Annotated in this window: 26 protein-coding genes; 17 read left to right on the top strand and 9 right to left on the bottom strand. The window is 66.7% G+C overall.

What is annotated here, in order from left to right; translation table 11 throughout:
* The first annotated feature begins 66 nt into the window (after window positions 1-66).
* From ubiE to EJO66_RS05095, 15 genes are all read left to right on the top strand, one after another.
* On the top strand, window positions 67-798 hold the full coding sequence (gene ubiE / locus EJO66_RS05165) for a bifunctional demethylmenaquinone methyltransferase/2-methoxy-6-polyprenyl-1,4-benzoquinol methylase UbiE (protein WP_124956674.1): 732 nt from the start codon (window positions 67-69) through the stop codon (window positions 796-798).
* 34 nt (window positions 799-832) lie between these two features.
* A complete protein-coding gene (locus EJO66_RS05160; protein ID WP_124956672.1) occupies window positions 833-1,843 on the top strand; it encodes a Tim44 domain-containing protein in 1,011 nt (336 codons plus the stop codon).
* A 153-nt stretch (window positions 1,844-1,996) separates the two neighbouring features.
* Window positions 1,997-2,569: a ubiquinone biosynthesis accessory factor UbiJ gene (locus EJO66_RS05155; RefSeq protein WP_124956670.1), complete on the top strand. Its 573-nt coding sequence runs from the start codon at window positions 1,997-1,999 to the stop codon at window positions 2,567-2,569.
* Entirely contained in the window at window positions 2,566-4,131 is a 1,566-nt protein-coding gene (ubiB, locus tag EJO66_RS05150; protein WP_124956668.1) for a ubiquinone biosynthesis regulatory protein kinase UbiB, read from the top strand. Before EJO66_RS05155 ends, ubiB begins: the two co-directional genes overlap by 4 nt.
* Window positions 4,132-4,143: 12 nt before the next feature.
* Window positions 4,144-5,583 carry a high affinity choline transporter 1 gene (locus tag EJO66_RS05145; protein WP_124956666.1) on the top strand — a complete coding sequence of 480 codons (1,440 nt, stop codon included), beginning with the start codon at window positions 4,144-4,146 and terminating at the stop codon, window positions 5,581-5,583.
* 93 nt (window positions 5,584-5,676) lie between these two features.
* Entirely contained in the window at window positions 5,677-6,018 is a 342-nt protein-coding gene (locus EJO66_RS05140) for an FmdB family zinc ribbon protein (RefSeq protein ID WP_124956664.1), read from the top strand.
* Window positions 6,019-6,027: 9 nt separating this feature from the next.
* Complete coding sequence (locus tag EJO66_RS05135; RefSeq protein ID WP_124956662.1) at window positions 6,028-6,648, top strand: DUF502 domain-containing protein; 621 nt, start codon at window positions 6,028-6,030, stop codon at window positions 6,646-6,648.
* A 31-nt stretch (window positions 6,649-6,679) separates the two neighbouring features.
* Entirely contained in the window at window positions 6,680-8,488 is a 1,809-nt protein-coding gene (gene aspS / locus EJO66_RS05130) for an aspartate--tRNA ligase (protein WP_124956660.1), read from the top strand.
* Between the two features lie 7 nt (window positions 8,489-8,495).
* Window positions 8,496-8,969: a dihydroneopterin triphosphate diphosphatase gene (gene nudB / locus EJO66_RS05125; RefSeq protein WP_124956658.1), complete on the top strand. Its 474-nt coding sequence runs from the start codon at window positions 8,496-8,498 to the stop codon at window positions 8,967-8,969.
* The gene (locus tag EJO66_RS05120) at window positions 8,966-9,718 is read left to right on the top strand and encodes an endonuclease/exonuclease/phosphatase family protein (RefSeq protein WP_124956656.1); all 753 of its coding nucleotides are present in this window, start codon (window positions 8,966-8,968) and stop codon (window positions 9,716-9,718) included. The genes nudB and EJO66_RS05120 overlap by 4 nt, the downstream gene beginning before the upstream one ends.
* A gap of 64 nt (window positions 9,719-9,782) precedes the next feature.
* Window positions 9,783-10,514, top strand: a complete 732-nt coding sequence (gene folE / locus EJO66_RS05115; protein WP_015866893.1) for a GTP cyclohydrolase I — start codon at window positions 9,783-9,785, stop codon at window positions 10,512-10,514.
* 2 nt (window positions 10,515-10,516) lie between these two features.
* Window positions 10,517-10,939 carry a BLUF domain-containing protein gene (locus EJO66_RS05110; RefSeq protein WP_021008796.1) on the top strand — a complete coding sequence of 141 codons (423 nt, stop codon included), beginning with the start codon at window positions 10,517-10,519 and terminating at the stop codon, window positions 10,937-10,939.
* Window positions 10,940-10,955: 16 nt separating this feature from the next.
* Entirely contained in the window at window positions 10,956-11,837 is an 882-nt protein-coding gene (locus EJO66_RS05105) for a DMT family transporter (RefSeq protein ID WP_124956654.1), read from the top strand.
* A gap of 2 nt (window positions 11,838-11,839) precedes the next feature.
* Window positions 11,840-12,688 (top strand): DUF429 domain-containing protein, encoded by an 849-nt coding sequence (locus tag EJO66_RS05100; RefSeq protein ID WP_124956652.1) that lies wholly within the window; start codon window positions 11,840-11,842, stop codon window positions 12,686-12,688.
* Between the two features lie 127 nt (window positions 12,689-12,815).
* A complete protein-coding gene (locus EJO66_RS05095; protein ID WP_124956650.1) occupies window positions 12,816-13,316 on the top strand; it encodes a BON domain-containing protein in 501 nt (166 codons plus the stop codon).
* A gap of 86 nt (window positions 13,317-13,402) precedes the next feature.
* On the opposite strand, the gene EJO66_RS05090 is transcribed toward EJO66_RS05095, so the two are convergent.
* The 6 genes from EJO66_RS05090 to EJO66_RS05065 all read right to left on the bottom strand — a co-directional run bounded on the left by EJO66_RS05090 (window position 13,403) and on the right by EJO66_RS05065 (window position 16,970).
* Window positions 13,403-13,963, bottom strand: a complete 561-nt coding sequence (locus tag EJO66_RS05090) for a ferritin-like domain-containing protein (protein WP_124956648.1) — start codon at window positions 13,961-13,963, stop codon at window positions 13,403-13,405.
* Window positions 13,960-14,448 carry a hypothetical protein gene (locus EJO66_RS05085; RefSeq protein WP_124956646.1) on the bottom strand — a complete coding sequence of 163 codons (489 nt, stop codon included), beginning with the start codon at window positions 14,446-14,448 and terminating at the stop codon, window positions 13,960-13,962. The genes EJO66_RS05090 and EJO66_RS05085 overlap by 4 nt, the downstream gene beginning before the upstream one ends.
* A complete protein-coding gene (locus EJO66_RS05080; RefSeq protein WP_124956644.1) occupies window positions 14,435-14,818 on the bottom strand; it encodes a TMEM134/230 family protein in 384 nt (127 codons plus the stop codon). The genes EJO66_RS05085 and EJO66_RS05080 overlap by 14 nt, the downstream gene beginning before the upstream one ends.
* A 47-nt stretch (window positions 14,819-14,865) precedes the next feature.
* Window positions 14,866-15,240 (bottom strand): hypothetical protein, encoded by a 375-nt coding sequence (locus EJO66_RS05075; RefSeq protein WP_124956642.1) that lies wholly within the window; start codon window positions 15,238-15,240, stop codon window positions 14,866-14,868.
* Window positions 15,241-15,293: 53 nt separating this feature from the next.
* Complete coding sequence (locus EJO66_RS05070) at window positions 15,294-15,458, bottom strand: DUF1328 domain-containing protein (RefSeq protein ID WP_015866884.1); 165 nt, start codon at window positions 15,456-15,458, stop codon at window positions 15,294-15,296.
* 192 nt (window positions 15,459-15,650) lie between these two features.
* Complete coding sequence (locus tag EJO66_RS05065) at window positions 15,651-16,970, bottom strand: CHASE3 domain-containing protein (protein ID WP_124956640.1); 1,320 nt, start codon at window positions 16,968-16,970, stop codon at window positions 15,651-15,653.
* 131 nt (window positions 16,971-17,101) lie between these two features.
* Here EJO66_RS05065 and EJO66_RS05060 point away from each other — a divergent pair, with 131 nt between their 5' ends.
* Window positions 17,102-17,734 (top strand): response regulator, encoded by a 633-nt coding sequence (locus EJO66_RS05060; protein WP_021008787.1) that lies wholly within the window; start codon window positions 17,102-17,104, stop codon window positions 17,732-17,734.
* A gap of 52 nt (window positions 17,735-17,786) precedes the next feature.
* On the opposite strand, the gene EJO66_RS05055 is transcribed toward EJO66_RS05060, so the two are convergent.
* Window positions 17,787-18,191, bottom strand: coding sequence for a response regulator (locus EJO66_RS05055; RefSeq protein WP_124956638.1), 405 nt, complete (start codon window positions 18,189-18,191; stop codon window positions 17,787-17,789).
* Between the two features lie 233 nt (window positions 18,192-18,424).
* Between EJO66_RS05055 and EJO66_RS05050 the strand changes: the two genes are divergently transcribed.
* The gene (locus EJO66_RS05050; protein WP_124956636.1) at window positions 18,425-20,437 is read left to right on the top strand and encodes an AsmA family protein; all 2,013 of its coding nucleotides are present in this window, start codon (window positions 18,425-18,427) and stop codon (window positions 20,435-20,437) included.
* 15 nt (window positions 20,438-20,452) lie between these two features.
* Here the strand turns inward: EJO66_RS05050 and EJO66_RS05045 are convergent, their stop codons facing one another.
* Both EJO66_RS05045 and EJO66_RS05040 read right to left on the bottom strand, forming a co-directional pair.
* A complete protein-coding gene (locus tag EJO66_RS05045; protein WP_124956634.1) occupies window positions 20,453-21,211 on the bottom strand; it encodes a HesA/MoeB/ThiF family protein in 759 nt (252 codons plus the stop codon).
* Between the two features lie 26 nt (window positions 21,212-21,237).
* Window positions 21,238-22,680 (bottom strand): S41 family peptidase, encoded by a 1,443-nt coding sequence (locus EJO66_RS05040; protein WP_124956796.1) that lies wholly within the window; start codon window positions 22,678-22,680, stop codon window positions 21,238-21,240.
* Between the last annotated feature and the right edge of the window lie 69 nt (window positions 22,681-22,749).

The following is a 22,749-nucleotide window of genomic DNA, read 5'->3' as shown; positions in this document are numbered from 1 at the left end:
CAAATGTCCGCCGTCTTCGCAGGGTCGCCTTCTTGAGGTGTGTGCTTCCGGCCTAATATCAGACCAATGAGCACCACCCACTTCGGCTTCGAAAAAGTCGACGAAAGCGAGAAAGCGCAACGTGTGCGCGGCGTCTTCGATTCCGTCGCGACGCGTTACGACCTCATGAACGACCTGATGTCGATGGGGTTGCATCGTGCCTGGAAGGCCTACACCGTGATGGTGGCCAACGTGGGCGAGGGCTCGCGCGTGCTCGACATCGCGGGCGGCACCGGCGACCTCGCGCTGGCCTTCTCGAAGAAGGTGGGCGCCAGCGGCCAGGTGGTGCACACCGACATCAACGAAGCCATGCTGCGCACCGGGCGCGACCGCCTGCTCGATGCGGGCGTGGCGCTGCCCACGCTGGTGTGCGACGCAGAGAAGCTGCCGTTCCCCGACAACCACTTCGACGTCGTGACCGTGGCCTTCGGCCTGCGCAACATGACGCACAAGGATGTTGCGCTGAAGGAAATGAACCGCGTGCTCAAGCCGCGGGGCAAGCTGCTGGTGCTCGAGTTCTCGAAAGTCGCCAAGCCGCTCGCCAAGGCCTACGACTGGTATTCGTTCAACGTCCTGCCGCGCCTGGGCAAGCTGGTGGCCGGCGACGACGCCAGCTACCGCTACCTGGCCGAATCCATCCGCATGCATCCCGCGCAGGACGAACTCAAGACCCTCATGAAAGAGGGCGGTTTCGGGCATGTGGACTATCACAACATGACGGGTGGCGTGGTCGCCCTTCATGTTGGAATCAAATGTTGATGACGCGAATTCTTCGCTCTAAAGAGGAGACGACATGAAAAGTTTGAGTTCTTTGTTCCTGGCTTGCGTGCTGGCCCTGGTCAGTGTTCAGGCAGACGCAGCTCGCATCGGCGGCGGCAAGTCGGTCGGCCGCCAGTCGTCCAATGTGACGCAGCGCGAATCCGCAGCGCCCACCGCACCCGCGCAGCAAAGCGCGACCAACGCAGCGCCGAGGCCCGGAACGCCGGCACCTGCCGCCGCGGCGCCCAAGCGCCCCTGGGGCGCGATGCTCGGCGGCCTCGCCGCCGGCCTGGGCCTGGCGTGGCTCGCGAATTCGCTGGGCCTTGGCGCCGGCTTTGCGAACATCCTCCTGATCGGCCTGCTCGTGATGGCCGGGCTGTTCGTCTGGCGCATGTTCAAGGCGCGCTCGGCCGCGTCGTCGGGCGCCAGCCGCCCGGGCGGCTTCGCCTTCGAAGGCGCCGGCAACCCGGCGAACGCCAGCGCGCCCGCGCAGTACAGCCCCGCCAATGTCGGCAACGACGCTTCGGCGCGGCCCTGGGAGCGCAACACGGCCGCCTTCGACGCCACCCCCGGGCATGGCAGCAGCCTTTCCGCGGCAGGCGCGGCGGCCGGCGGCAGCCTGATCGGCTCGGCGCTCTCGGGCTCGCAGTCGTGGGGCATTCCGGCCGGCTTCGACGTGGACGGCTTCCTGAGCGCCGCCAAGCGCAACTTCGTGACGCTGCAGGACGCATGGGACCGTGCCGACGTCACCATGCTGCGCTCCATGATGACCGACGACATGGTCGAGGAAATCCGCAGCCAGCTGGCGGACCGTGCTAGCCACACCGGCGGCGCCTCGAACAAGACCGAAGTCGTCATGCTCGACGCCAAGCTGCTCGGCATCGAGGAACTGGCCGATGCCTACCTCGCGAGCGTGGAGTTCTCCGGCATGATCCGCGAAGACGCTTCGGCCGGCCCGGGCCCGTTCCGCGAAGTCTGGAACATGACCAAGCCCACCAGCGGGACCAGCGGCTGGCTGGTGGCGGGCGTGCAAGCCCTGCAATAGTTCGCCCCCAGGCTCCGCGCACTTCGTGTCGCTTCTCCTACCCCCTACCGGGGGCAACACCAGCAGCCCGGCAAAGCCGGTTCTGCGGTGTTTCTGGAAAAGGGCATGCAGTCCATGAGTCGCCGGGCGCTACAGTGACGGGATAATGGGGACATGGCTACACCATCGTCCCCATTTTCTTTTCTCGACGACCTGTTCAATCGCATCGGCGAGCGTCTGCAGCCGCCCGCCTGGGCGGTGCACGAGATCCAGCACCGCGCGGTGCTGTTCCTGAACCATGTGCTGCAGCAGGAACCCGAGGCCCAGCAACGGCTGCTCAGGCAGCAGGGGCGGGTGGTGCGCTTCCAGTGGCGCTTCGTGACGATGGAGATGGTGGCCACGCCGGCCGGCCTGCTCGACCTCGCGCCCGCCGGCTCGGTGCCCGAGCTCACGCTCACCGTCACGGACGAATCCCCCTTCGAACTGGCGCGCGCCACGCTGCGCGGCGGCAAGCCCTCGGTACAGATCATCGGCGACGTGCAGCTTGCCGCCGAGGTCAACTGGCTGGTGGACCATGTGCGCTGGGACGTCGAGGACGACCTCGCCCGCCTTGTGGGCGACGTGCCGGCGCACACCATTGCCAATGGCGCGCGCCGGGTCGTGGACGCGCTGCGCCAGTTCGTCGGCGGTCGCAAGCCCCCGCAGGCCGGCGGCCCGTCGACCGGCTCGGCGAGCACGGCCGAATGAGGCGCTTCTACCGCGGAATCTTCATCGTCTGGGTCGCGCTGCGCTACGGCCTGGACGAGCTCGTGCTCACGAGCTTCCAGAAACCCTGGCTGCGCGTGGTGGCACGCATCGTCTCGATCGGCCGCAATCTCGACGCACCCCGCGGCCAGCGCCTGCGCGAGGCGCTCGAACGCCTGGGACCGATCTTCGTCAAGTTCGGCCAGGTGCTGTCGACCCGGCGCGACCTGCTGCCGTCCGACATTGCCGACGAGCTCGCCTTCCTGCAGGACCGCGTGCCGCCGTTCCCCTCGGCGGTGGCCATCGCCACCATCGAGCGCGCATTCCGCCGCCCGGTGGGCGACGTGTTCGTGCAGTTCGACGAGACGCCGATCGCCAGCGCGTCGATCGCCCAGGTCCACTTTGCGACCATCCGCACCGACGAAGGCGAGGTGCGCGAGGTCGCGGTCAAGGTGCTGCGCCCCAGCATGCGCGGCGTGATCGAGAAAGACCTGGCGCTCATGGCCATGATGGCCGGCTGGGTCGAGAAGCTCTCGCCCGACGGCAAGCGCCTGAAGCCGCGCGAAGTGGTCGGCGAGTTCGACAAGTATCTGCACGACGAGCTCGACCTGGTGCGCGAAGCGGCCAACGCGGCCCAGTTGCGCCGCAACATGGCATCGCTCGACCTGGTGCTGATCCCCGAGATGTTCTGGGACTTCTGCCACCCCGAGGTGATCGTGATGGAGCGCATGAACGGCGTGCCCATTGCCCAGCTCGACCGCCTGCGCGCGGCGGGCGTCGACATTCCCAAGCTGGCGCGCGACGGCGTCACGATCTTCTTCACCCAGGTGTTCCGCGACGGCTTCTTCCACGCCGACATGCACCCGGGCAACATCCAGGTGAGCCTCGCGCCGGAGACCTTCGGGCGCTACATCTCGCTGGACTTCGGCATCATCGGCACGCTGACCGAGTCGGACAAGGAATACCTGGCGCAGAACTTCGTGGCCTTCTTCCGGCGCGACTACAAGCGCGTGGCCGAGCTGCACCTGGAGAGCGGCTGGGTGCCCGAAGGCACGCGCATCGACGAGCTCGAAGGCGCGATCCGCACCGTCTGCGAGCCGTACTTCGACCGGCCGCTGAAGGAAATCTCGCTCGGCATGGTGCTGATGCGCCTGTTCCAGACCTCGCGCCGCTTCCACGTCGAGATCCAGCCGCAACTGGTGCTGCTGCAGAAGACCCTGCTCAACATCGAGGGGCTGGGCCGCCAGCTCGATCCGGAACTCGACCTCTGGCACACCGCCAAGCCCTTCCTCGAGAAGTGGATGGTCGACCAGATCGGCCCGAAGAAGCTGTTCCAGCAGCTCAAGGCCGAAGCGCCGCGCTACGCAAAACTGCTGCCGGAATTGCCGCGCCTGCTGCACGATTTCCTGGAAAATCGGCCCGCCGACCACCGCCGCGAGCTGCTCGAGCTGCTGGCCGCCCAGAAGCGCACCAACCGTCTGCTGCAGACCATCATCTACGGTGGCATAGGATTTGTATTGGGGTTGCTTGCCATGCAATTGCTGGTGCGCGTGAAATTGTTCTAGAGGAGTGTCCCCGTGCTGCTGACGCTGGTTGTCGTTTATCTGCTGGTCACCATCGCGATCGGCCTTTACGCCGCCAAGCGGGTGAAGAACACCACCGATTTCGCCATCGCCGGGCGGCACCTGCCGCTCTTCATGATCGTGACGACCACCTTCGCGACCTGGTTCGGCTCCGAAACGGTGCTCGGCATCCCGGCCAAGTTCATCGAAAGCGGGCTGAACGGCGTGATCGAAGACCCGTTCGGCGCGGGCACCTGCCTGATCCTGGTGGGCCTGTTCTTCGCGGGCAAGCTCTACCGCATGACGCTCCTGACCATCAGCGACTACTACCGCGAGCGCTACGGCCGCGGCGTCGAGGTGGCCTGCTCGCTCATCATCATGCTGAGCTACCTGGGCTGGGTGTCGGCGCAGGTCACGGCGCTGGGGCTGGTGTTCAACGTGCTCTCGGCCGGCGCCATCTCCATTCCGGCGGGCATGGTGATCGGGGTGGTGTCGATCCTGGCCTACACCCTGTTCGGCGGCATGTGGTCGGTGGCCGTGACCGACTTCATCCAGATGATCATCCTGGTCGCGGGGCTGGCCGTCATCGCCACGTTCGCCGGCAACATGGCCGGCGGCGCCGACAAGGTGGTGGCCTTTGCGCTCAGCAAGGACCTCTTCAGGTTCTGGCCGGAGCCCAACTGGCACGACATGGTGTTCTTCTTCGCGGCCGCCATCACGATGATGCTGGGCTCCATTCCGCAGCAGGACGTGTTCCAGCGCGTGATGTCCGCCAACAGCGTCAAGGCCGCGAGCCGCGGCCCGGTGATCGGCGGCGTGGCGTACATCCTGTTCGCCTTCGTACCGATGTTCCTGGTGGCGAGCGCGCTGCTGATCATGCCGGAGCAGACCGCCGCGCTGCTGAAGGAAGATCCGCAGAAAGTGCTGCCAACGCTGGTGCTCGAGAAGATGCCCTTCGTGATGCAGGTGTTCTTCTTCGGCGCGCTGCTGTCGGCCATCAAGTCGACCGCCTCGGCCACGCTGCTGGCCCCGAGCGTCACGTTCACCGAGAACATCTGGCGCCAGTTCCGGCCCGCGGGCACCGACCGTCAGAACCTCATGACCATGCGCATCACGGTGCTGGTCTTCAGTGCGGCCGTGCTGGCCTATGCCATCCGCATGCAGGGCACCCCCATCTACGAACTGGTGTCGGGCGCCTACCAGGTGCCGCTGGTCGGCGCCTTCGTGCCGCTGGTGTGCGGGCTCTACTGGCGCCGCGCCACCACGCAGGGCGCCCTTGCCTCCATTGTGCTGGGCATCGGCACCTGGCTGCTGTTCCTGGCCATGCCCTGGGGCGGCGAATTCCCGGCCCAACTGGCCGGCGTGCTGGCCTCCTTTGCCGGCATGGTGGCCGGGTCGCTGGCGCCGCAGTGGGTGGCCGACACCCGCACACCGCACCGGATGCTGGCTGTCTAGGAGCGCCCCCCGGCGGCGCGGGGGCGCCCTTATAATCGAGGGCTTTGCGAGCGGCCTCTGCTTCATTTTTGCGCCGCTTTTTCACTCAATTCCATGCCTATCTACGCCTACAAGTGCAGCGCCTGCGGCTTCGCCAAGGACGCCCTGCAGAAAATGTCCGATGCACCGCTCACGGTGTGTCCGGCGTGCGGCGCAAGTGCATTCGAGAAGCAAGTCACCGCTGCCGGTTTCCAGCTCAAGGGTTCCGGCTGGTACGTGACCGATTTCCGCGACGGCGGCGGCAAGAAGGCCGAGCCTGCAACCGCGGCTGCCGCGGCCAAGAACGGCGACACCGCCGCCGTGCCGGCCGCCAGCACCGCGGAAGCTTCCAGCCCAGCGCCTGCACCGGCCCCAGCCCCCAGCCCCGCGCCGGCGGCTGCCGTAAAGAGCGACTGAGAACGCCCCATGCTCGCCCTGCGCAAATGGCTGTTCTCCGGCTTGCTGGTGATCGTTCCGCTGTTCATCACCCTGGCGGTGCTGAAGTGGATCATCGACACGCTGGACCAGACGCTCTGGGTGCTGCCGGCAGTCTGGCAGGCATGGCTGCACGACAACAACGTGCGCGGGCTCGGCGTGCTGCTCACGCTGGCCATCCTGCTGGGCGTGGGTGCCATTGCGAGCAATTTCGTGGGCAAGCGCCTGCTCGGATGGGGCGACGCCGTGGTGCGGCGCATTCCGGTCGTGCGCTCGATCTATTCCAGCGTCAAGCAGGTGTCCGACACGCTGTTCTCCGAGAATGGCAACGCCTTCCGCACGGCGGTGCTGGTGCAGTGGCCCCGCGAGGGAGTCTGGACCATCGCCTTCGTGACCGGCATGCCCGGCAGCGACGTGGTCGAGCACCTGGGCGGTGGCGACTACCTCAGCGTCTACGTGCCGACCACGCCCAATCCCACGGGCGGTTATTTCGTGATGCTCAGGCGCAGCGACTGCATCGAACTCAAGATGAGCGTGGACGAAGCGCTCAAGTACATCGTCTCGATGGGGGTGGTCGTCCCCGGCGGCCCCTCGTCCATCGCGAACAAGTAAAACGCGCCTTCGCGGCGCCGGAATCCAAGATATGGCCATGCGTACTCACTATTGCGGTCTTGTGACCGAAGCCCTGATGGGCCAAACCGTCACCCTGTGCGGCTGGGTCAACCGCCGCCGCGACCATGGCGGCGTGATCTTCATCGACGTGCGCGACCGGGAAGGCTACGTGCAGGTGGTGTGCGACCCCGATCGCGCCGCCACCTTCGCCGTGGCCGAGAACCTGCGCAACGAGTTCTGCGTGCAGGTCACCGGCCTGGTGCGCGCCCGCCCCGAAGGCACCACCAACGACCAGCTCAAGAGCGGCAAGATCGAAGTGCTGTGCCATGAGCTCAAGGTGCTGAATCCGTCAGTCACGCCGCCGTTCCTGCTGGACGACGACAACCTGTCGGAAACCACGCGCCTCACGCACCGCGTGCTCGATCTGCGCCGCCCGGCCATGCAGCGCAACATGATGCTGCGCTACAAGGTGACGATGGAAACGCGCAAGTTCCTCGACGCCAACGGCTTCATCGACATCGAAACCCCGATGCTCGGCAAGTCCACGCCCGAAGGCGCGCGCGACTACCTCGTGCCCAGCCGCGTGCACGACGGCAGCTTCTTCGCGCTGCCGCAGTCGCCCCAGCTCTTCAAGCAACTGCTGATGGTGGCCGGCTACGACCGCTATTACCAGATCGTGAAGTGCTTCCGCGACGAAGATCTGCGCGCCGACCGCCAGCCCGAATTCACGCAGATCGACATCGAGACCTCGTTCCTCGCCGAGGAAGAGATCCGCGAAATGTTCGAGGGCATGATCCGCAACGTGTTCCGCAACGCTGCGGGCATCGACCTGCCGGTGTTCCCGACCATGACGTACGGCGACGCGATGTTCAAGTACGGCTCGGACAAGCCCGACCTGCGCGTGAAGCTCGAGTTCACCGAGCTCACCGAGCTCATGAAGCGCGTCGAGTTCAAGGTGTTCTCGAACGCCGCCACCATGAAGGGCGGCCGCGTGGTCGCACTGCGCGTGCCGGGCGGCGGCGCCGAAGGCGGGCTCTCGCGGGGCGAGATCGACGCCTACCAGGAGTTCGTCAAGATCTACGGCGCCAAGGGCCTGGCCTACATCAAGGTCAACGATGCCGCGGCCGGCCGCGAAGGTCTGCAGAGCCCGATCGTCAAGAACCTCGACGATGCGGCGCTGGCCGAGATCATCGCCCGCACGGGTGCGCGCAACGGCGACATCCTGTTCTTCGGTGCCGACAAGGAAAAGGTCGTCAACGACGCCATCGGCGCGCTGCGCGTGAAGATCGGCCACAGCACCTTCGGCAAGAAGGCCGGCCTGTTCGACGACCGCTGGGCGCCGCTGTGGGTGGTCGACTTTCCGATGTTCGAGTTCGACGAGGAAGGCCAGCGCTGGAGCGCCGTGCACCATCCGTTCACCGCACCGAAGGACGGCCATGAAGACCTCATGGACACCGCGCCCGAGAAGTGCATTGCCAAGGCCTACGACATGGTGCTCAACGGCATCGAGATGGGCGGCGGCTCGGTGCGTATCCACCGCGAGGAAGTGCAGAGCAAGGTGTTCCGCGCGCTCAAGATCAGTGCCGAGGACGCGCAGCTCAAGTTCGGCTTCCTGCTCGACGCGCTGCAGTACGGCGCCCCGCCGCACGGCGGCATCGCCATCGGCCTGGACCGCCTGGTCATGCTCATGACCGGCGCCGAGTCGATCCGCGACGTGATCGCCTTCCCCAAGACCCAGCGCGCGCAGGACCTGCTCACGCAGGCACCGAGCCCGGTCGACGAGAAGCAGTTGCGCGAGCTGCACATCCGGCTGCGCAACGTCCAGCAGCAACCTGCCTGATGCGCCCATGACCGCCAGCGCCCGGCCCTGGAAGATTCCGGAGTCGGTGCTGGTCGTCATCCATACGCCGGCGCTCGAGGTGCTGCTGATCCGCCGCGCCGATGCCGAAGACTTCTGGCAGTCCGTCACCGGCAGCAAGGACCTGGCCGACGAACCGCTGCTGCTCACCGCGGCGCGCGAGGTGGCCGAGGAAACCGGCATCCAGTGCGGGGAGGGCAGCCCGCTCGCGTCGCAACTGGTCGACTGGCAGTTGCGCAACGTCTACGAGATCTATCCGCGCTGGCGCTCGCGCTATGCGCCTGGCGTGACGCACAACACCGAGCATCTGTTCGGCCTGTGCGTGCCCGAGCGCGTGGTGCCCGCGCTGGCGCCGCGCGAGCACACCCACTGGAAGTGGCTGCCCTACCGCGAGGCGGCCGATGCGTGCTTTTCCCCGTCGAACGCCGAAGCCATTCTGTTGCTGCCAGAATTTGCGCGATGAACCTGCCGGCATACAACCTTCGGGTGGCTACCTACAACATCCACAAGGGTGTGCAGGGCATCGGGCTGGCCCGGCGCCTGGAGATCCACAACCTGGGGCATGCCATCGAGCAGCTCGATGCCGATATCGTCTGCCTGCAGGAAGTGCGCAAGATGAACCGGCAGGCCGCGCTCCGCTTCGAGCGCTGGCCCGAGCTTCCGCAGGCGGATTTCCTCGCGCCCGAGGGCTATACCGCCGTCTACGAGACCAACGCCATCACGCGCCACGGCGAGCACGGCAATGCGCTCCTGACCCGCTGGCCGGTGATCCACACCGGCCACCAGGACATTTCCGACCACCGCTTCGAGCAGCGCGGCCTGCTGCATGTCGTCATCGAGGTGGAGGGCCGGCCGGTGCATGCCATCGTGGTGCACCTGGGGCTCATCAAGGGCAGCCGCGTGCGGCAGGTTGCGCGGCTGCGCGAGTTCATCGAGCGCGAGGTGCCGGCCGGCGAGGCGGTGGTCGTTGCCGGCGACTTCAACGACTGGGGCGCACGCATGCGCTACGCCATGAACGCCATGGGCCTGCGCGACACCAGCGACCTGCGCGGGCCGCGAACCCTCACTTACCCTTCGCGCCTGCCGGTGGCGCAGCTCGATTTCGTCTACGGGCGCCAGCTCGAACCCGTGGCCTGTTCGGTGCCGCGCGGCCCGATCTGGGCGCGCATGTCCGACCACCTGCCGCTGGTGGCCGATTTCGCGCTGGCATGAATGGCGCGTGCGCGGTGTTCCCTGCCGGCCCCGGCCGGAATGCGTTCGCTGATACCATGCGCGGATGCTGAGGAAAACCGACGTGGAACCGCGCCCTGATGGCAACAACGACGACGAGGGCACGCCTGTCTCGGTGAAGATCCGCGAGCGGCTGACCGCCGCGCGCAGGCGCTTCAATGCCAACGACAACATCGCCGAGTTCATCGAACCCGGCGAGCTCGAGTCCTTGCTCGACGAGGTCGAGGTCAAGATGAAGGGCGTGCTCGAGAGCTTGGTGATCGACCTCGAGAACGATCACAACACCGGCAACACCGCGCGCCGCGTGGCCAAGATGTACCTGAACGAAGTGTTCAAGGGCCGTTACGTGGCGCCGCCTTCGCTCACCGAATTCCCGAACGCCGAGCACCTCAACGAGCTGATGATCGTCGGCCCGATCACCGTGCGCAGCGCCTGCTCGCACCACTTCTGCCCGATCATCGGCAAGCTGTGGATCGGCATCATGCCCAACGAGCACACCAACGTCATCGGCCTGTCGAAGTACGCGCGCCTGGCCGAATGGGTCATGGGCCGCCCGCAGATCCAGGAAGAGGCGGTGGTGCAGCTGGCCGACCTGATCCAGGAAAAGACGCAGCCCGACGGCCTCGCGCTCGTGATGGAAGCCGAGCATTTCTGCATGGCCTGGCGCGGCGTGAAGGAAATGGACAGCAAGATGATCAATTCCGTCATGCGCGGCGTGTTCCTGAAGGACCCGAGCCTGCGCCGCGAATTCCTTTCCCTGCTGCCCCGAAGGAGCTGAACATGCTGGTCCGACTTCTCTACGCCAGCCGCGCGGTCGATACCAGCCCCGAGGCCGTCGAAGCCATCCTTGCGCAATCGCGCACGCACAACACGGCCTGCGGCATCACCGGGATTCTTTGCTATGGCGCGGGCACCTTCCTGCAGGCCATCGAGGGCGGGCGCACGGCCATCAGCGAGCTCTACGGCCACATCCAGCGCGATGCGCGCCACAAGGACGTGGTGCTGCTGCACTACGAGGAAATCTCCGAGCGCCGCTTCGGCGGCTGGACCATGGGGCAGGTCAACCTCTCCAAGCTCAATGCCTCGACGCTGCTCAAGTACTCGGAAAAGCCCGAGCTCAATCCCTACGCGGTGTCGGGCAAGGTCTCGCTCGCGCTGCTCGAAGAGCTGATGGCCACAGCCGCCATCGTCGGGCGCCATTGAGCCCCGTTCTTCCGGGGTGCCGCTTTCCGCCTTTGCGCTGATCCTGCTTGCGGGGATCGTTCATGCCAGCTGGAACATCGCCGCCAAGAAGGCGAATGGCGACGCACGCTTCGCATTCCAGAGCGGCGTGTTCATGGCCATCGTCTGGGCGCCCGTGGGCATTGCGCTGGGCTGGCGCGTGGTGCCGGGCTGGGGCTTGCGGGAGTGGGGCTTCGTCGCGCTGAGCGGCGTACTGCACGTCTTCTACTACGTCATCTTGCTGCGCGGCTACCGCAAGTCGGATCTCACCGTGGTCTATCCGCTCGCGCGCGGCTCGGGCCCGCTGCTGTCGTCGCTGGTCGCGATCCTGTTCCTTGGCGAGCGCATCAGCCTGGTGGGTGTGGCGGGCATCGCGGGCGTGGTGCTCGGCGTGTTCCTGGTGGCGGGCGGCCCGGGCCTCTGGCGCAAGACGCATGATCCTGCCCAGCGCGCGCGGGTACACAAGGGCATCCGCTACGGCGTGCTGACCGGCGCCTTCATCGCGGCCTACACGGTGGCCGACAGCTATGCCGTGAAGTTCCTGGCGATGTCGCCGATCCTGCTCGACTACTTCAGCAATTTCGTGCGCGTGGGCCTGCTGCTGCCCGCGGCGCTGCACGACCGCGCCGCCACCGCGCGGATGTGGCGCGCGCAGTGGAAGTACGCACTGCTGGTGGCGGCGATCAGCCCGGTCTCCTACGTGCTTGTGCTCTATGCGGTGCAGCAGGCGCCCATTTCGCATGTTGCGCCGGCGCGCGAGGTCTCGATGCTGTTCGCGGCGCTGATCGGCGGCCACCTGCTGCGCGAGGGCGACCGCCTGTTGCGGCTGCTGGGCGCCGGCTTCATTGCGGCCGGCGTGGTCGCGCTCGCGCTGGGGTGACGATGAGCCTGGCGCTGCTGTTCGGCTGCGATTTCTCTTGTGCACCCACGGTGCGCAAGCCGATCGTCGTGGCCAGCGGCAGCACCAGCGGCAGCACCAGCGGCGATGCGGGCGAACTGGTGCTGGCGGGCCTGCAGCGCTTCACGGCGCTCGATGCCTGGGCCGGGTGGCTGCGCAGCGAACCCGCATGGATCGGCGGCTTCGATTTTCCGTTCGGACTGCCGCGCGAGCTGGTGGAGCATCTGCAATGGCCGCGAGAGTGGAATGCGCTCATGAGCCACTATGCGGGCCTTGGCCGCGCCGAGATCCGCGCCACCTTCGCGGCCTTCTGCGCTGCCCGCCCGGCCGGCGGCAAGTTCGCGCACCGGACGACCGACGGGCCCGCGGGTTCGAGCACGTCGATGAAATGGGTCAATCCGCCCGTGGCTTTCATGCTCCATGCGGGCGTGCCGCCGCTGCTGGACGCGGGCGCGAGCCTGCCGGGGCTGCACATCGGCAGCAACGGCAACCGCGTTGCGCTGGAGGCCTATCCGGGGCTGCTCGCGCGCGAGCTGATCGGCCGCCGCAGCTACAAGAGCGACGAATCCGCGAAGCAGACGCCCGAGCGGCTGGCCGCGCGCACCGACTTGCTGGCGGCGCTCGAAGCCGGCACCACGCGGCTCGGCCTGCGGCTGGCGTTCAGTGGCGCCCAGCGCGCCGAGCTGCTGGGCGACGCCCGCGGCGACCACATCGATGCGGTGCTTTGCCTCGTGCAGGCCGCCTGGGGCGCGCAGCGCGCTTCCACGCCCGGTCCGGGCTACGGCTTGCCGGAGCAGCTCGATCCGCTCGAAGGCTGGATCGTCACGGCTTGACCCTTCCGTCCTACAGGGTTTCGCGCCGCTGGCCATCCCGGCCTGCGCGGTCCGAAAGCTAGAGTGAGCCGTGGCCCCTTCGGACCACGCCTTTCCCTGCTCCCTGCGAGCGACTGGAGGATTTCAAATGAACAATATTCGTCAAACAACCATCACGATGCCGTCTTCGCGCGCATGGCTCGCCGTGCTGCTGGCCGGCGCCGCGCTGACCCTCGCCGCGTGCGACAACGCGGGCAACCGCACGGCGGGCGAGAAGCTGGACAGCGCCATCGAAAAGACCGAGAAGGCAGCTGACACGGCCGCCGCCAAGACCGCGGAGGCCCTCAAGGATGCGAAGGCGAAGGTCGACGCCTCCGGCACCGCTGCGGAGGTGAAGGATGCCGCAAAGAACGCCGGCGCGGCCGTGAGCGCCACGGTGGACGACGCCGCGATCACCGCGTCGGTGTCCGCGGGCCTTGCCAAGGACCCGGACCTGAGTGCGATCAAGATCGACGTCGACACCAAGGGCGGCGTCGTGAGCCTGAAGGGCCCCGCACCCACGGCGGCAGCCAAGGCGCGCGCCGAGGAAATCGCCAAGGGCGTGCAGGGCGTGACCTCGGTGAACAACCAGCTCGAGGTCAGAAGCTGACCGTTTCCCTTGCCCAGCAAAAAGCCCGGTTCGTCCGGGCTTTTTGCTGGGAGAGAGGGCTGCTTTCGGCCCCCAGAGATCGGCACTCAGTGGCCGAGCCAGTCCTTGAGCTCGTCCGCGTGCTCTTCCTCGTCGGAAAGAATGTCTTCCAGCATGCGCCGGGTGGTCGGGTCCTTGTCGCCGATCAGCGCGATCATCTGCCGATAGGTTTCCACGGCGATGCGCTCGGCCACGAGATTGGCGCGCACCATGGCCTGCAGTTCGGTGGACTCGTCGTAGCTCGCGTGGCTGCGATCGAGCAGGTGCGTTGGATCGAAGTCCGGCTCTCCGCCCAGTTGCACGATGCGCTCCGCAATGCGGTCGGCATGGCCCGACTCTGCGTTGGCGTGCACCAGGAATTCTTCGGCGATCTTCGGCGACGACACGCCGTTGGCGGTGAAGTAGTGGCGCTTGTAGCGCAGCACGCAGACCAGCTCGGTGGCCAGCGCGTCGTTCAGCAGCTTGAGGACATCGTCGCGCCAGGGGCCGTAGCTCGGCGTGACCGCACCTTCGTCGAGGCTCTTGGCCGCAGCGCCGATGGCCTGTTCGTCGAGCACCAGGCGCTGATGTCGTGCCGCGCCCGTGGTGGTGGAAGCATTGGCATTCATGGAGAATCCTTTCGTGGGCTGGTGTTTTTCTGCATCAACGTGTTGACGACGTCAGCCACGTCGGATGTCTTGAGCACAGCCGCCAGCACCGCCGTGAAGGAGAGCAGGCGCCACGGCTTGGTCAGCACGATCACCGCCCCTGTGGCCGCCGCCAGCGCCATGAGCTTGGCGGGTTCCTTGCGGGCATAGTGCTCGAGCACGGGGCGCGCGAGCTGGCCCACCGCATGGGCCGGATGGCGGCGCCACCAGCGCTCGGTCATGCTGCGCGCCATCGATGTCCATTGATTGCGGCCGCGCGCCGAGGGCTCACGGTCCATGGGCTCGCCGGCGGCGTGCATCCCTGCCGGATGTTCCCGCGCTGCGCGGCGCCTGCCGCGGTAGCCGTCCTCCGGCTCGTCCTCGCCGTTCAGCTGCCTGACGAGCGCACGGCGCGAGATGGCCAGCCGCTCCTGCGGCGTCAGGAAACTGCGCTCATCTGCGCTCATGGCGATCTCCTGCTTCGTGCAATGCCCTGAGGTCGGCCTCGACCTGGGCGCGCAGATCGTCGAATCCATAGCCGGGGAACGGCCGGGCGGCCATCCAGGCGCAGATCGCGGCGATCACCAGCGCAACGCCGGGCACCGCCACCAGCACCCAGTGGAAGCTGCCGTGGAGCACGCCCATGAGCACGGCCACACCGATGAGTCCCAGGGCCAGCAGGGCGCTGCCAACCGCCAGCACGCCCGCCACGATGCGGGCAACGATCCCGCGCCCCGCTTCCGAGGCCTCCTGTCTTACCAGTGCCGCGTAGTTGGCGGCGTGGTCGGCGATGAGTTCCGGATGCCCGAGCACCGTGGAAAAAATCGGATGAAGCATGGTGCGCGGAACGGGTGGAACTGCGTGCGTGCCTTCAGCGGATCAGATCAATAGTCGTCCCGGCGGTTGCGGCTGGCCAGCACGATGAGGGCGGTGATCGCGGCGCCGGCTGCGGCTGCAATCAGCACCGAGCGCACGGGCTGGTCGGAGATATAGCGTCCGGTGACGTCGGCCGCCTGTTCCAGCCGGCGCTGTGCGCGCGCGCTGGTGGTGGAGGCGGCATCGAGGCCGCGCTGCACTGCCTGCTGCACGCGTGCGGCCAGCTGTTCGACCGCGGGTTCCGCGTCGCGGCGCAATTCGCGGACCTTCTCGCCGGCCGCATTCACCGCGTTCTGTGCATAGGCCCGGGTCGTTTCCACCGCATCGTTGGCGGTCTGGCGGGCCTCGTCGGCAATTTGCGAGGGAGTCTTGGTCGTGTTCATGAATTTTCCTTTCCGGAGAGATGAATTGCGGGAGCCTGTGGATCGTACCTACGCTACTTGCGTCGTAGCAAGCCGGCCAGGAAACTGGCGATGGCAAGCACGGCGAAGATCACGAAAAGGATCTTCGCGATCCCTACCGCGCTGGCTGCGATGCCGCCGAAGCCGAACACGGCGGCGATCAGCGCAATGACCAGAAACACCACTGCGTAATACAACATGTGGACTCCTTCGAGGCTTCGCTCGTTCGTTGTTTGGAAATTGCTCGCTCAAGAGGAAATGAACGGCAGGTGGACAACCTTAAGTGGACCCCCCTGCGAGGGGCTGTCAGCGACTGGGCGCGGGGAGCGTAGGAGATGGCCGAGTTCCTTGCGCGCCGATCCGCAGGAATACCGCAGGGGTGCGGCATGCGCTCAGAGCGGCTTCGCGATGGGCAGCATGGCGCTCACGCGGGTTCCCCGGCCCGGGGTCGACGAGATCGTGAGCTTGCCGCGGGCCGCCTCGACCCGGTGACGCATGCCGGCCAGGCCGTGCGTCGACGGACGGATGCGCTGGGGGTCGAAGCCCTTTCCGTTGTCGGCCACTTCCACGACCGCGTGGTTTTCGTAGTTCTTCAGGACGATCGTCGCTTCGCTGGCCTCGGCGTATTTGCCGATGTTGGTCAGGCTCTCCTGCACCATCCGGTAGATCGTGAGCTGGCGCGACTCGTCCATGGCCACCGCCTCGAGCGCCATCTGGACCTGGATGCCCGAGCGCTCGGCGAACTCGCGCCCGAGGATCTCGAGCGACGCGACCAGCCCGAGGTTCGACAGCGACGACGGCCGCAGGTCCTCGATGATGCGCCGCTTGAGCGCGATGCCGCTGTTGAGCAGCTCGGTCAGGTGCTGCAGCCGCTGGGTTGCGTCGGGCGCTTCCAGCAGCCGCGACTTGAGGCGGGCCACGTCCAGCTTGGCGGCGGTCAGCAGCGAGCCGAGCTCGTCGTGCAGTTCCCGCGCGAGATAGCCGCGCTCGGTTTCGCGCACGTCCTGCAGGTGAGTGGCCAGTTCGGCCAGCGATGCGGTGCGTTCGCGCACTTCGTCTTCGAGCGCGTTTCGCTCGCGCTGCAGCGTTTCCTGCTGGCGCTCACCGATGGTGCGCAGCGCATGCGCCTGCCGCAGGTACAGGAAGAAGGCAATGAACGCGGCAAGCGCCACGATGGCGGTACCGATGCGCGCCAGCCGCAGCGACTTCATCACCTGGATCTGGCTTTGGTGCAGGGTTTCGCTGCTGATGTCCGCCAATTCGCCAGCCGTCTTGCGAATGGAATCCATTTCCTCGCGCCCCACGTCCGTCGTGATGACGAACTTCCAGGCCTCCTCCTTGCCGTCCTGCCGCAGCCGCACGCTCATGTCCATTTCGGCGATCTTGCGCAGGACGTGTTTCGAAAGTTCCGCCAGCCGCGTGCGCTCGGCCGGGCGTTCGGCGTACAGTTGGCGTAACGCCGCAAGGTGGCCGTCGACCTGCTTGACCGCCGTGTCGTAGGGTTGCCGGTAGCTGGCTTCGCCGGTCAGGAGGTAGCCTCGCTGGCCGGTTTCGGCATCGAGCATGTTCTGCAGGATCTGGTTGAGCGTACTGCGCACCCTCAGCGCCGCGTCGATGTCTGCCAGGGCGCGGCTCGACTGGCGGTAGCCGGCCTCGTTGATTCCAACGAGGGCCAGCGCGGCCAGCGCCGCGAGCAGCAGGCTCACGGCCATTTTTGGAGGGGCTAACCAATGCATGAAACTTTCGAAGGTGCTTTCAACACAAGTTCGTGAATAATTGACAACAACCAGGGGACCGGCATGCCGCGGCTTCCACAGACGCGACACAACGAAGAAAGTAACAGATGATCAAGATTGGAATTGTGGACGACCACGCCATCGTCAGATCCGGCCTGAGGCAGTTCTTTTCCGAACACGTGGACTTGCGCGTGGCCGGCGAAGCCGCCAGCGGGCGCGAGGCCATCGAGCTCGTGCGAACCACGGAACTCGACGTGCTGGTGATGGATCTTTCCATGCCGGGGCAGAGCGGCATCGACGCGCTCGCCATGATCCGCGCCAAGGCGCCGGACGTGGGCATCCTCATCCTGAGCGGCTACCCCGAAGAGCACTACGCGATGAATCTCATCCGCCAGGGTGCGAGCGGCTATCTCAACAAGGAGTGCGAGCCGATCGAGATCGTCAACGCCATTCGCACCATCTCGCTCGGCCGCCGCTACATCACGCCGGCCGTCGCGGAATTGCTGGCGCGCCAGCTCGACCGCAAGGACGACGCGGCACCGCACGAGCAGTTGTCGGAAAGAGAATTCCAGGTGTTCCTGAAGCTCGCCAAGGGCGAGACCGCGGGCGACATCGCCAAGACGCTGTCGCTGTCGGTGAAGACCGTCAGCACCTACCGCACGCGCCTGATGGAGAAGATGAATCTCTCTTCCAACAGCGACCTCACGTACTACGCACTGAAGAACAAGCTGATCGATTGACGGCAGCGACCGGTCGTCGTCGGGGGAGAGGCAGCCGGTTGCGGCTTCCTCTTCAGCCGGGGCTGCCTGTGGGGCGGTGAGCCGCCGCCTGCAGGATGCAGAAGTCGACCAGGGCGTCGATCTCGTTCGACTTGTCGAACACCGCATCCACGCCGAACTCGGCGCATCGCCGCCGGATGTCGGGCGTTGCATAGTTGCTGAGCACCACCACTTTCTGGTTCGCCCTGCGCGATGTGCAGGCCTGGAGCACGCCCAGGCCGCTGCCTTGCTTGAGGAAAAGATCGACCACCGCCAGGTCCCACTCTTCGCTGTGGTCGTGCAGCCACTGCCTCGCATGGGCTTCGGTTTCGGCAAAGCCGACCACCGTCGTGCAGGTAAGTTCTTCCAGGGTGCCAATGAGGTTTTCACGGATCGTGAGGTTGTCTTCGACGATGTATGTCTGCAATCTTGTCTCCATGCCGAACCGCGCTTCCTCAGACGTTGGCAGGTGTCTTCGACGCCCTGCGGGCGAATGCCTGCACACCGGAAATTTGAGGCGCCACCGACGAGCATCATGCAAGGTTCGGAGGAAGGGTGTTGTAGGCGGGTTCTGACGAAGGTGCCGGCGAGACCGTTCCGTAGGCAATGCCTCACGGTTTCTGCGGTCCATTGCCGACCTGCGACGCGCTGCATCGGATATATCCAGTTGGCATGGCAACGAACGTCCTTCGCAACCGGCCGCTCTGGCTCAAGCTGCTTGCGGCTTTCGTGCTGCTGCTTGCCGCACTGGCGGCGCTGCTGGCGTTCTTCCCGTGGGACACCTTGCGCGAACCCATCAATCGCTACGTCAGCGAGAAGACCGGGCGCAAGTTCGAGATCACGCGCCGGCTCGATGTGGGCATCGGCCTGCGCGGCGCCACCGTCAAGGCCGACGGCATCGAGTTTGCCAATCCGCCCTGGGCCCGCGACCCCTATCTGGTCAAGGCCGAGCGCGCCGAGTTCGACATCCGGCTCTGGCCCCTCATCACGCAGAAGGTCGTGATCCCGCGCCTGGCGCTTTCCTCGCCCACGCTGGGCCTGCAAGTGGAGCCGGACGGCCGCCGCACCTGGGCGCTCGGCAAGGACACCTCGGATCCCGGCACCGTGCCCGTCATCGGCCTGATGCAGGTGGACGGCGGCGCGGTCGATTTCCTCGCCAAGCACCTGGGAGTGGACCTGCATGCGGACGTGAGCTACGACACCAGCCGCGGCAGGCTTCCCCTGAGCTTTCGCATCAAGGGCCGCTACAAGGGCCAGCCGCTGAGCGCCGAGGGCCGCACCGGCAACGTGCTGCAGCTCAGGGCGGCCGGCCAGCCGCCGTTTCCGCTGGAGGTCGATGGCGCGGCCGGCCACACGCGGCTGAAAGCCTCGGGCACGGTGACCGACCTTGCCGACCTCGACGGCATCCAGGCCAGGTTCGATCTCAAGGGCCAGACACTTGGCGCCCTGTTTCCGCTGCTGGGCATCGCGCTGCCCGAGACCTCTCCCTATGCATTGAGCGGCGACCTGCGCAAGAGCGGCAAGCTGTGGGAGGTGGCGGGACTCAAGGGCAGGCTCGGCCTTTCGGACATCGCCGGCGACATGCGCTTCGACAAGGCCGGCCAGGTTCCGCACCTGGCGGGGGAACTGCGCTCCAAGGTCATGGACATGGACGACCTGGGCCCGCTCATCGGCCTGCCTCCCACCGAGCGCTCGGCCAAGGCGGTCGAAGGCGTGGCGCCGCCTCCCACCATCAAGCAGGTGAAGCGTGCAGCGGGCGCCAAGGTGCTGCCCACTGCGACGCTCGACTTCGACCGCCTGCGCGCCATGAATGCCGACGTGAAGTACGCGGCCGAGCGCATCCGCAACGTGCGCGACGTGCCGCTCGACCACGGCAGCGTGCAGATCAAGCTGAACAACGGCGTGCTCGCGCTCGACCCGCTCGACCTCGGCGTGGGCGGCGGCAAGCTGGCCGGCGCCATCCGCATCGATGCCACCCAGAACCCGGCGGACATTCGCGCCTCGCTCGACCTGCGCAACATGCAGCTCAACCGCCTGGTCCCGAAGATCGAAACCATGCGCAGCAGCTTCAGCAGGCTCGATGGCCGCATCAACCTGTCGGGCCGGGGCAACTCGGTGGCCAGCTGGCTCGGCGGCGCCTCCGGGGACGTGGTCGCGCTCACGGGGCGGGGGCGGTTCAGCAACCTGCTGCTGGAGTTCATGGGGCTGGATGGCGCCGAGATCATCAAGTTCCTGCTGCGTGGCGACCAGAACGTGGAGCTGCGCTGCGCCGCCATGGCCTTCGACGTCGACAAGGGCGTCATGACCAGCCGCAGCATGGTGCTCGACACGGCCGACACCGTGTTCTACGCCACTGGCCAGGCCAACCTGGCGACCGAAAAGCTCGATTTCGTGGTCCGGCCCGAGCCGAAGGACGCGAGCATCCTGTCGCTGCGCTCGCCGCTGGTCATCGGCGGCAGCTTCGGCGCGCCCACCGGCGGCGTGCAGGCCGGTCCGCTGGCCGAGCGTGGCCTGGCCGCGCTGGTGCTCGGCGCGCTCAATCCGCTGCTGGCGCTGGCCGCGACCATCGAGACCGGTCCGGGCCAGGATGCGGATTGCAAGGGCGTGCTGGCGGAGGCTCAAAAGCCCAGTGCGGGCGCGGCAGCTGTGGGCGCGGCCAAGGCGAAAGGCGCGAAGAAGCCCTGACTGAACGGCGCCCGCTCAGGCGCCCGCGCGCTGCGCGCACACGCTGCAATGCGGATCGCGTGCAATCTTCAGCGTATCGAATGCGGTGCGCCGCCCGTCGAACATCAGGAGCTTGCCCGCCAGCGACGGCCCGATGCCGGCGAGCAGCTTCAGCGCTTCGCTGGCCTGCAGCGTGCCGATGGTGCCCACCACCGGGCCGAACACGCCGAGCACCGCGCAGAGCGTTTCCTCGAAGGCCGCGTCGGGCGGAAAGATGCAGGCATAGCAGGGCGAGGCTTCATCGCGCGTGTCGTACACGCTCAGCTGGCCGTCGAAGCGGATGGCGGCGCCCGCCACCAGCGGCTTGCCATGCGCCACGCAGGCGCGGTTGACCGCGTGGCGGGTGGCAAAGTTGTCGCAGCAGTCGACCACCACGTCCGAGGCCTCGACCAGGCGTGAAAGCAGCGCCTCGTCGGCACGAAGGGCGTGCGTCTCGATGGCGATGTCGGGATTGATGGCGCGCATGGCCTCGGCGGCCGATTCGACCTTGAGCCGGCCCACGCGGTCGTTCGTATGGGCGACCTGGCGCTGCAGGTTGGTGAGGTCGACCTCGTCGTCGTCCACCAGCGCGATGTGCCCGACGCCGGCGGCCGCGAGATACAGCGCCACCGGAGACCCCAGGCCGCCCGCGCCGATCACCAGCGCACGACCGGCACCGACGCGCGCCTGCCCGTCGATGCCGAACTCCTCGAGAAGAATGTGGCGCGAGTAGCGCAGCAGGTCGTGATCGTCCATGCGCGCCTCGGCCCGCCTCAACGGCTTCAGTTTTCCTTCTTCTCTTCCTTGTTGTCGACGATGACCTGCGTCTTGCTGACCAGCACCGGCTGGCCCTTGAGGCGGTTGAGCGCCTGCATCAGCGGGAAGTCCTTGTCGGTGCCGAATTCGGGCACCTTGCGGTCCTGCGGCGGCTTCTTGGCTTCTTCCTCGAGGCGCTTGCGGGCTTCGTCGCGGGCCTTCTCGCGTTCCGGGTCCTTGGTTTCAGGGCCCTGGCCGCTGGCCAAATGCTTCTCGAGGTCGGCCTCGCGCATGCGCAGGGCGGCGAAGGGGCTGCCCTCGGCGCTTTCGTCGATCAGCACGTTGGGCACGATGCCCTTGGCCTGGATCGAGGTACCGCTCGGCGTGTAGTAGCGCGCCGTGGTGATCTTCAGGCCCGTGTCCGGTCCGAGCGGGCGCACCGTCTGCACCGAGCCCTTGCCGAAGGTCTGGCTGCCCATGATGGTGGCGCGCTTGTGGTCCTGCAGCGCACCGGCCACGATTTCGCTCGCGGAGGCCGAGCCCTCGTTCACCAGCACCACCAGCGGCACGGTCTTGAGGGCCGCGGGCAGGTTGCGCAGCGGGTCGCTGCCGGAGCGGCGCTGGTAGAACTCGGGCGCCGCCTTGTAGACGGACTTGCTCTCGGCCAGCTGACCGTCGGTCGACACCACGGTGACGTTCTCGGGCAGGAAGGCGGCCGAGATGGCGACGGCCGCGTCGAGCAGGCCGCCCGGGTCGTTGCGCAGGTCGAGCACCAGGCCCTTGAGGTTGGGATCTTCCTTGTAGATGTCCTCGACCTTCTTCACGAAGTCGTCGACCGTGCGTTCCTGGAACTGCGACAGCCGGATCCAGCCGTAGCCCGGCTCCATGACCTTGCCGCGCACCGACTGGGTACGGATTTCCTCGCGCGTGATCGTGACCGGGAAGGTGCGGCTTTCGTCCTTGCGGAAGATGGTCAGCAGCACCTTGGTGTTGGCCTCGCCGCGCATGCGCTTGACGGCTTCGTTGAGAGACAGGCCGCGCACGGCCGTGTCGTCGATCTTGGTGATCAGGTCGTTGGGCTTCAGGCCCGCGCGGAAGGCCGGCGAGCCCTCGATCGGCGACACCACCTTGATGAGCCCGTCTTCCTGGGAAATCTCGATGCCCACGCCGACGAAGCGGCCGGTGGTGCCTTCCCTGAATTCCTTGAAGGACTTCTTGTCGAAGTACTGGGAATGCGGGTCGAGCCCAGCCACCATCCCCGAGATGGCGTCGGAAATGAGCTTTTTCTCGTCGACCGGCTCGACATAGTCGCTCTTGACCATGCCGAACACCGCGGCGAGCTGCTGCAATTCTTCGAGCGGGAGCGGCGCGAGCGAACCGCGTGCAACCGTCTGCAACGAGACGGTGGTCAAGACGCCGGCAACGGCGCCGGCGGCAACCCAGCCGGTAATCTTCAGTTTCTGACCCATCATGAGTGATTGTCCTTGTCGGCTGTCGAACCAATATACACAGCTTGGAAGCAAATTGCCTGCCGGGGT

Origin of the sequence: Variovorax beijingensis (assembly GCF_003951285.1) — a bacterium.
In the GTDB taxonomy this organism is placed as follows: domain Bacteria; phylum Pseudomonadota; class Gammaproteobacteria; order Burkholderiales; family Burkholderiaceae_C; genus Variovorax; species Variovorax beijingensis.
Note: the sequence above shows the minus strand (reverse complement) of the source record. Positions and strands in the feature narration are given on the sequence as shown.

Excerpts from the sequence above, each read along its gene's own strand:
- ubiE (WP_124956674.1), top strand. The coding sequence starts at position 67 with ATGAGCACCACCCACTTCGGCTTCGAAAAAGTCGACGAAAGCGAGAAA.
- EJO66_RS05160 (WP_124956672.1), top strand. The coding sequence starts at position 833 with ATGAAAAGTTTGAGTTCTTTGTTCCTGGCTTGCGTGCTGGCCCTGGTC.
- EJO66_RS05155 (WP_124956670.1), top strand. The coding sequence starts at position 1,997 with ATGGCTACACCATCGTCCCCATTTTCTTTTCTCGACGACCTGTTCAAT.
- ubiB (WP_124956668.1), top strand. The coding sequence starts at position 2,566 with ATGAGGCGCTTCTACCGCGGAATCTTCATCGTCTGGGTCGCGCTGCGC.
- EJO66_RS05140 (WP_124956664.1), top strand. The coding sequence starts at position 5,677 with ATGCCTATCTACGCCTACAAGTGCAGCGCCTGCGGCTTCGCCAAGGAC.
- EJO66_RS05135 (WP_124956662.1), top strand. The coding sequence starts at position 6,028 with ATGCTCGCCCTGCGCAAATGGCTGTTCTCCGGCTTGCTGGTGATCGTT.
- aspS (WP_124956660.1), top strand. The coding sequence starts at position 6,680 with ATGGCCATGCGTACTCACTATTGCGGTCTTGTGACCGAAGCCCTGATG.
- nudB (WP_124956658.1), top strand. The coding sequence starts at position 8,496 with ATGACCGCCAGCGCCCGGCCCTGGAAGATTCCGGAGTCGGTGCTGGTC.
- EJO66_RS05120 (WP_124956656.1), top strand. The coding sequence starts at position 8,966 with ATGAACCTGCCGGCATACAACCTTCGGGTGGCTACCTACAACATCCAC.
- folE (WP_015866893.1), top strand. The coding sequence starts at position 9,783 with ATGCTGAGGAAAACCGACGTGGAACCGCGCCCTGATGGCAACAACGAC.
- EJO66_RS05110 (WP_021008796.1), top strand. The coding sequence starts at position 10,517 with ATGCTGGTCCGACTTCTCTACGCCAGCCGCGCGGTCGATACCAGCCCC.
- EJO66_RS05100 (WP_124956652.1), top strand. The coding sequence starts at position 11,840 with ATGAGCCTGGCGCTGCTGTTCGGCTGCGATTTCTCTTGTGCACCCACG.
- EJO66_RS05095 (WP_124956650.1), top strand. The coding sequence starts at position 12,816 with ATGAACAATATTCGTCAAACAACCATCACGATGCCGTCTTCGCGCGCA.
- EJO66_RS05090 (WP_124956648.1), bottom strand. The coding sequence starts at position 13,963 with ATGAATGCCAATGCTTCCACCACCACGGGCGCGGCACGACATCAGCGC.
- EJO66_RS05085 (WP_124956646.1), bottom strand. The coding sequence starts at position 14,448 with ATGAGCGCAGATGAGCGCAGTTTCCTGACGCCGCAGGAGCGGCTGGCC.
- EJO66_RS05080 (WP_124956644.1), bottom strand. The coding sequence starts at position 14,818 with ATGCTTCATCCGATTTTTTCCACGGTGCTCGGGCATCCGGAACTCATC.
- EJO66_RS05075 (WP_124956642.1), bottom strand. The coding sequence starts at position 15,240 with ATGAACACGACCAAGACTCCCTCGCAAATTGCCGACGAGGCCCGCCAG.
- EJO66_RS05070 (WP_015866884.1), bottom strand. The coding sequence starts at position 15,458 with ATGTTGTATTACGCAGTGGTGTTTCTGGTCATTGCGCTGATCGCCGCC.
- EJO66_RS05065 (WP_124956640.1), bottom strand. The coding sequence starts at position 16,970 with ATGGCCGTGAGCCTGCTGCTCGCGGCGCTGGCCGCGCTGGCCCTCGTT.
- EJO66_RS05060 (WP_021008787.1), top strand. The coding sequence starts at position 17,102 with ATGATCAAGATTGGAATTGTGGACGACCACGCCATCGTCAGATCCGGC.
- EJO66_RS05055 (WP_124956638.1), bottom strand. The coding sequence starts at position 18,191 with ATGGAGACAAGATTGCAGACATACATCGTCGAAGACAACCTCACGATC.
- EJO66_RS05050 (WP_124956636.1), top strand. The coding sequence starts at position 18,425 with ATGGCAACGAACGTCCTTCGCAACCGGCCGCTCTGGCTCAAGCTGCTT.
- EJO66_RS05045 (WP_124956634.1), bottom strand. The coding sequence starts at position 21,211 with ATGGACGATCACGACCTGCTGCGCTACTCGCGCCACATTCTTCTCGAG.
- EJO66_RS05040 (WP_124956796.1), bottom strand. The coding sequence starts at position 22,680 with ATGGGTCAGAAACTGAAGATTACCGGCTGGGTTGCCGCCGGCGCCGTT.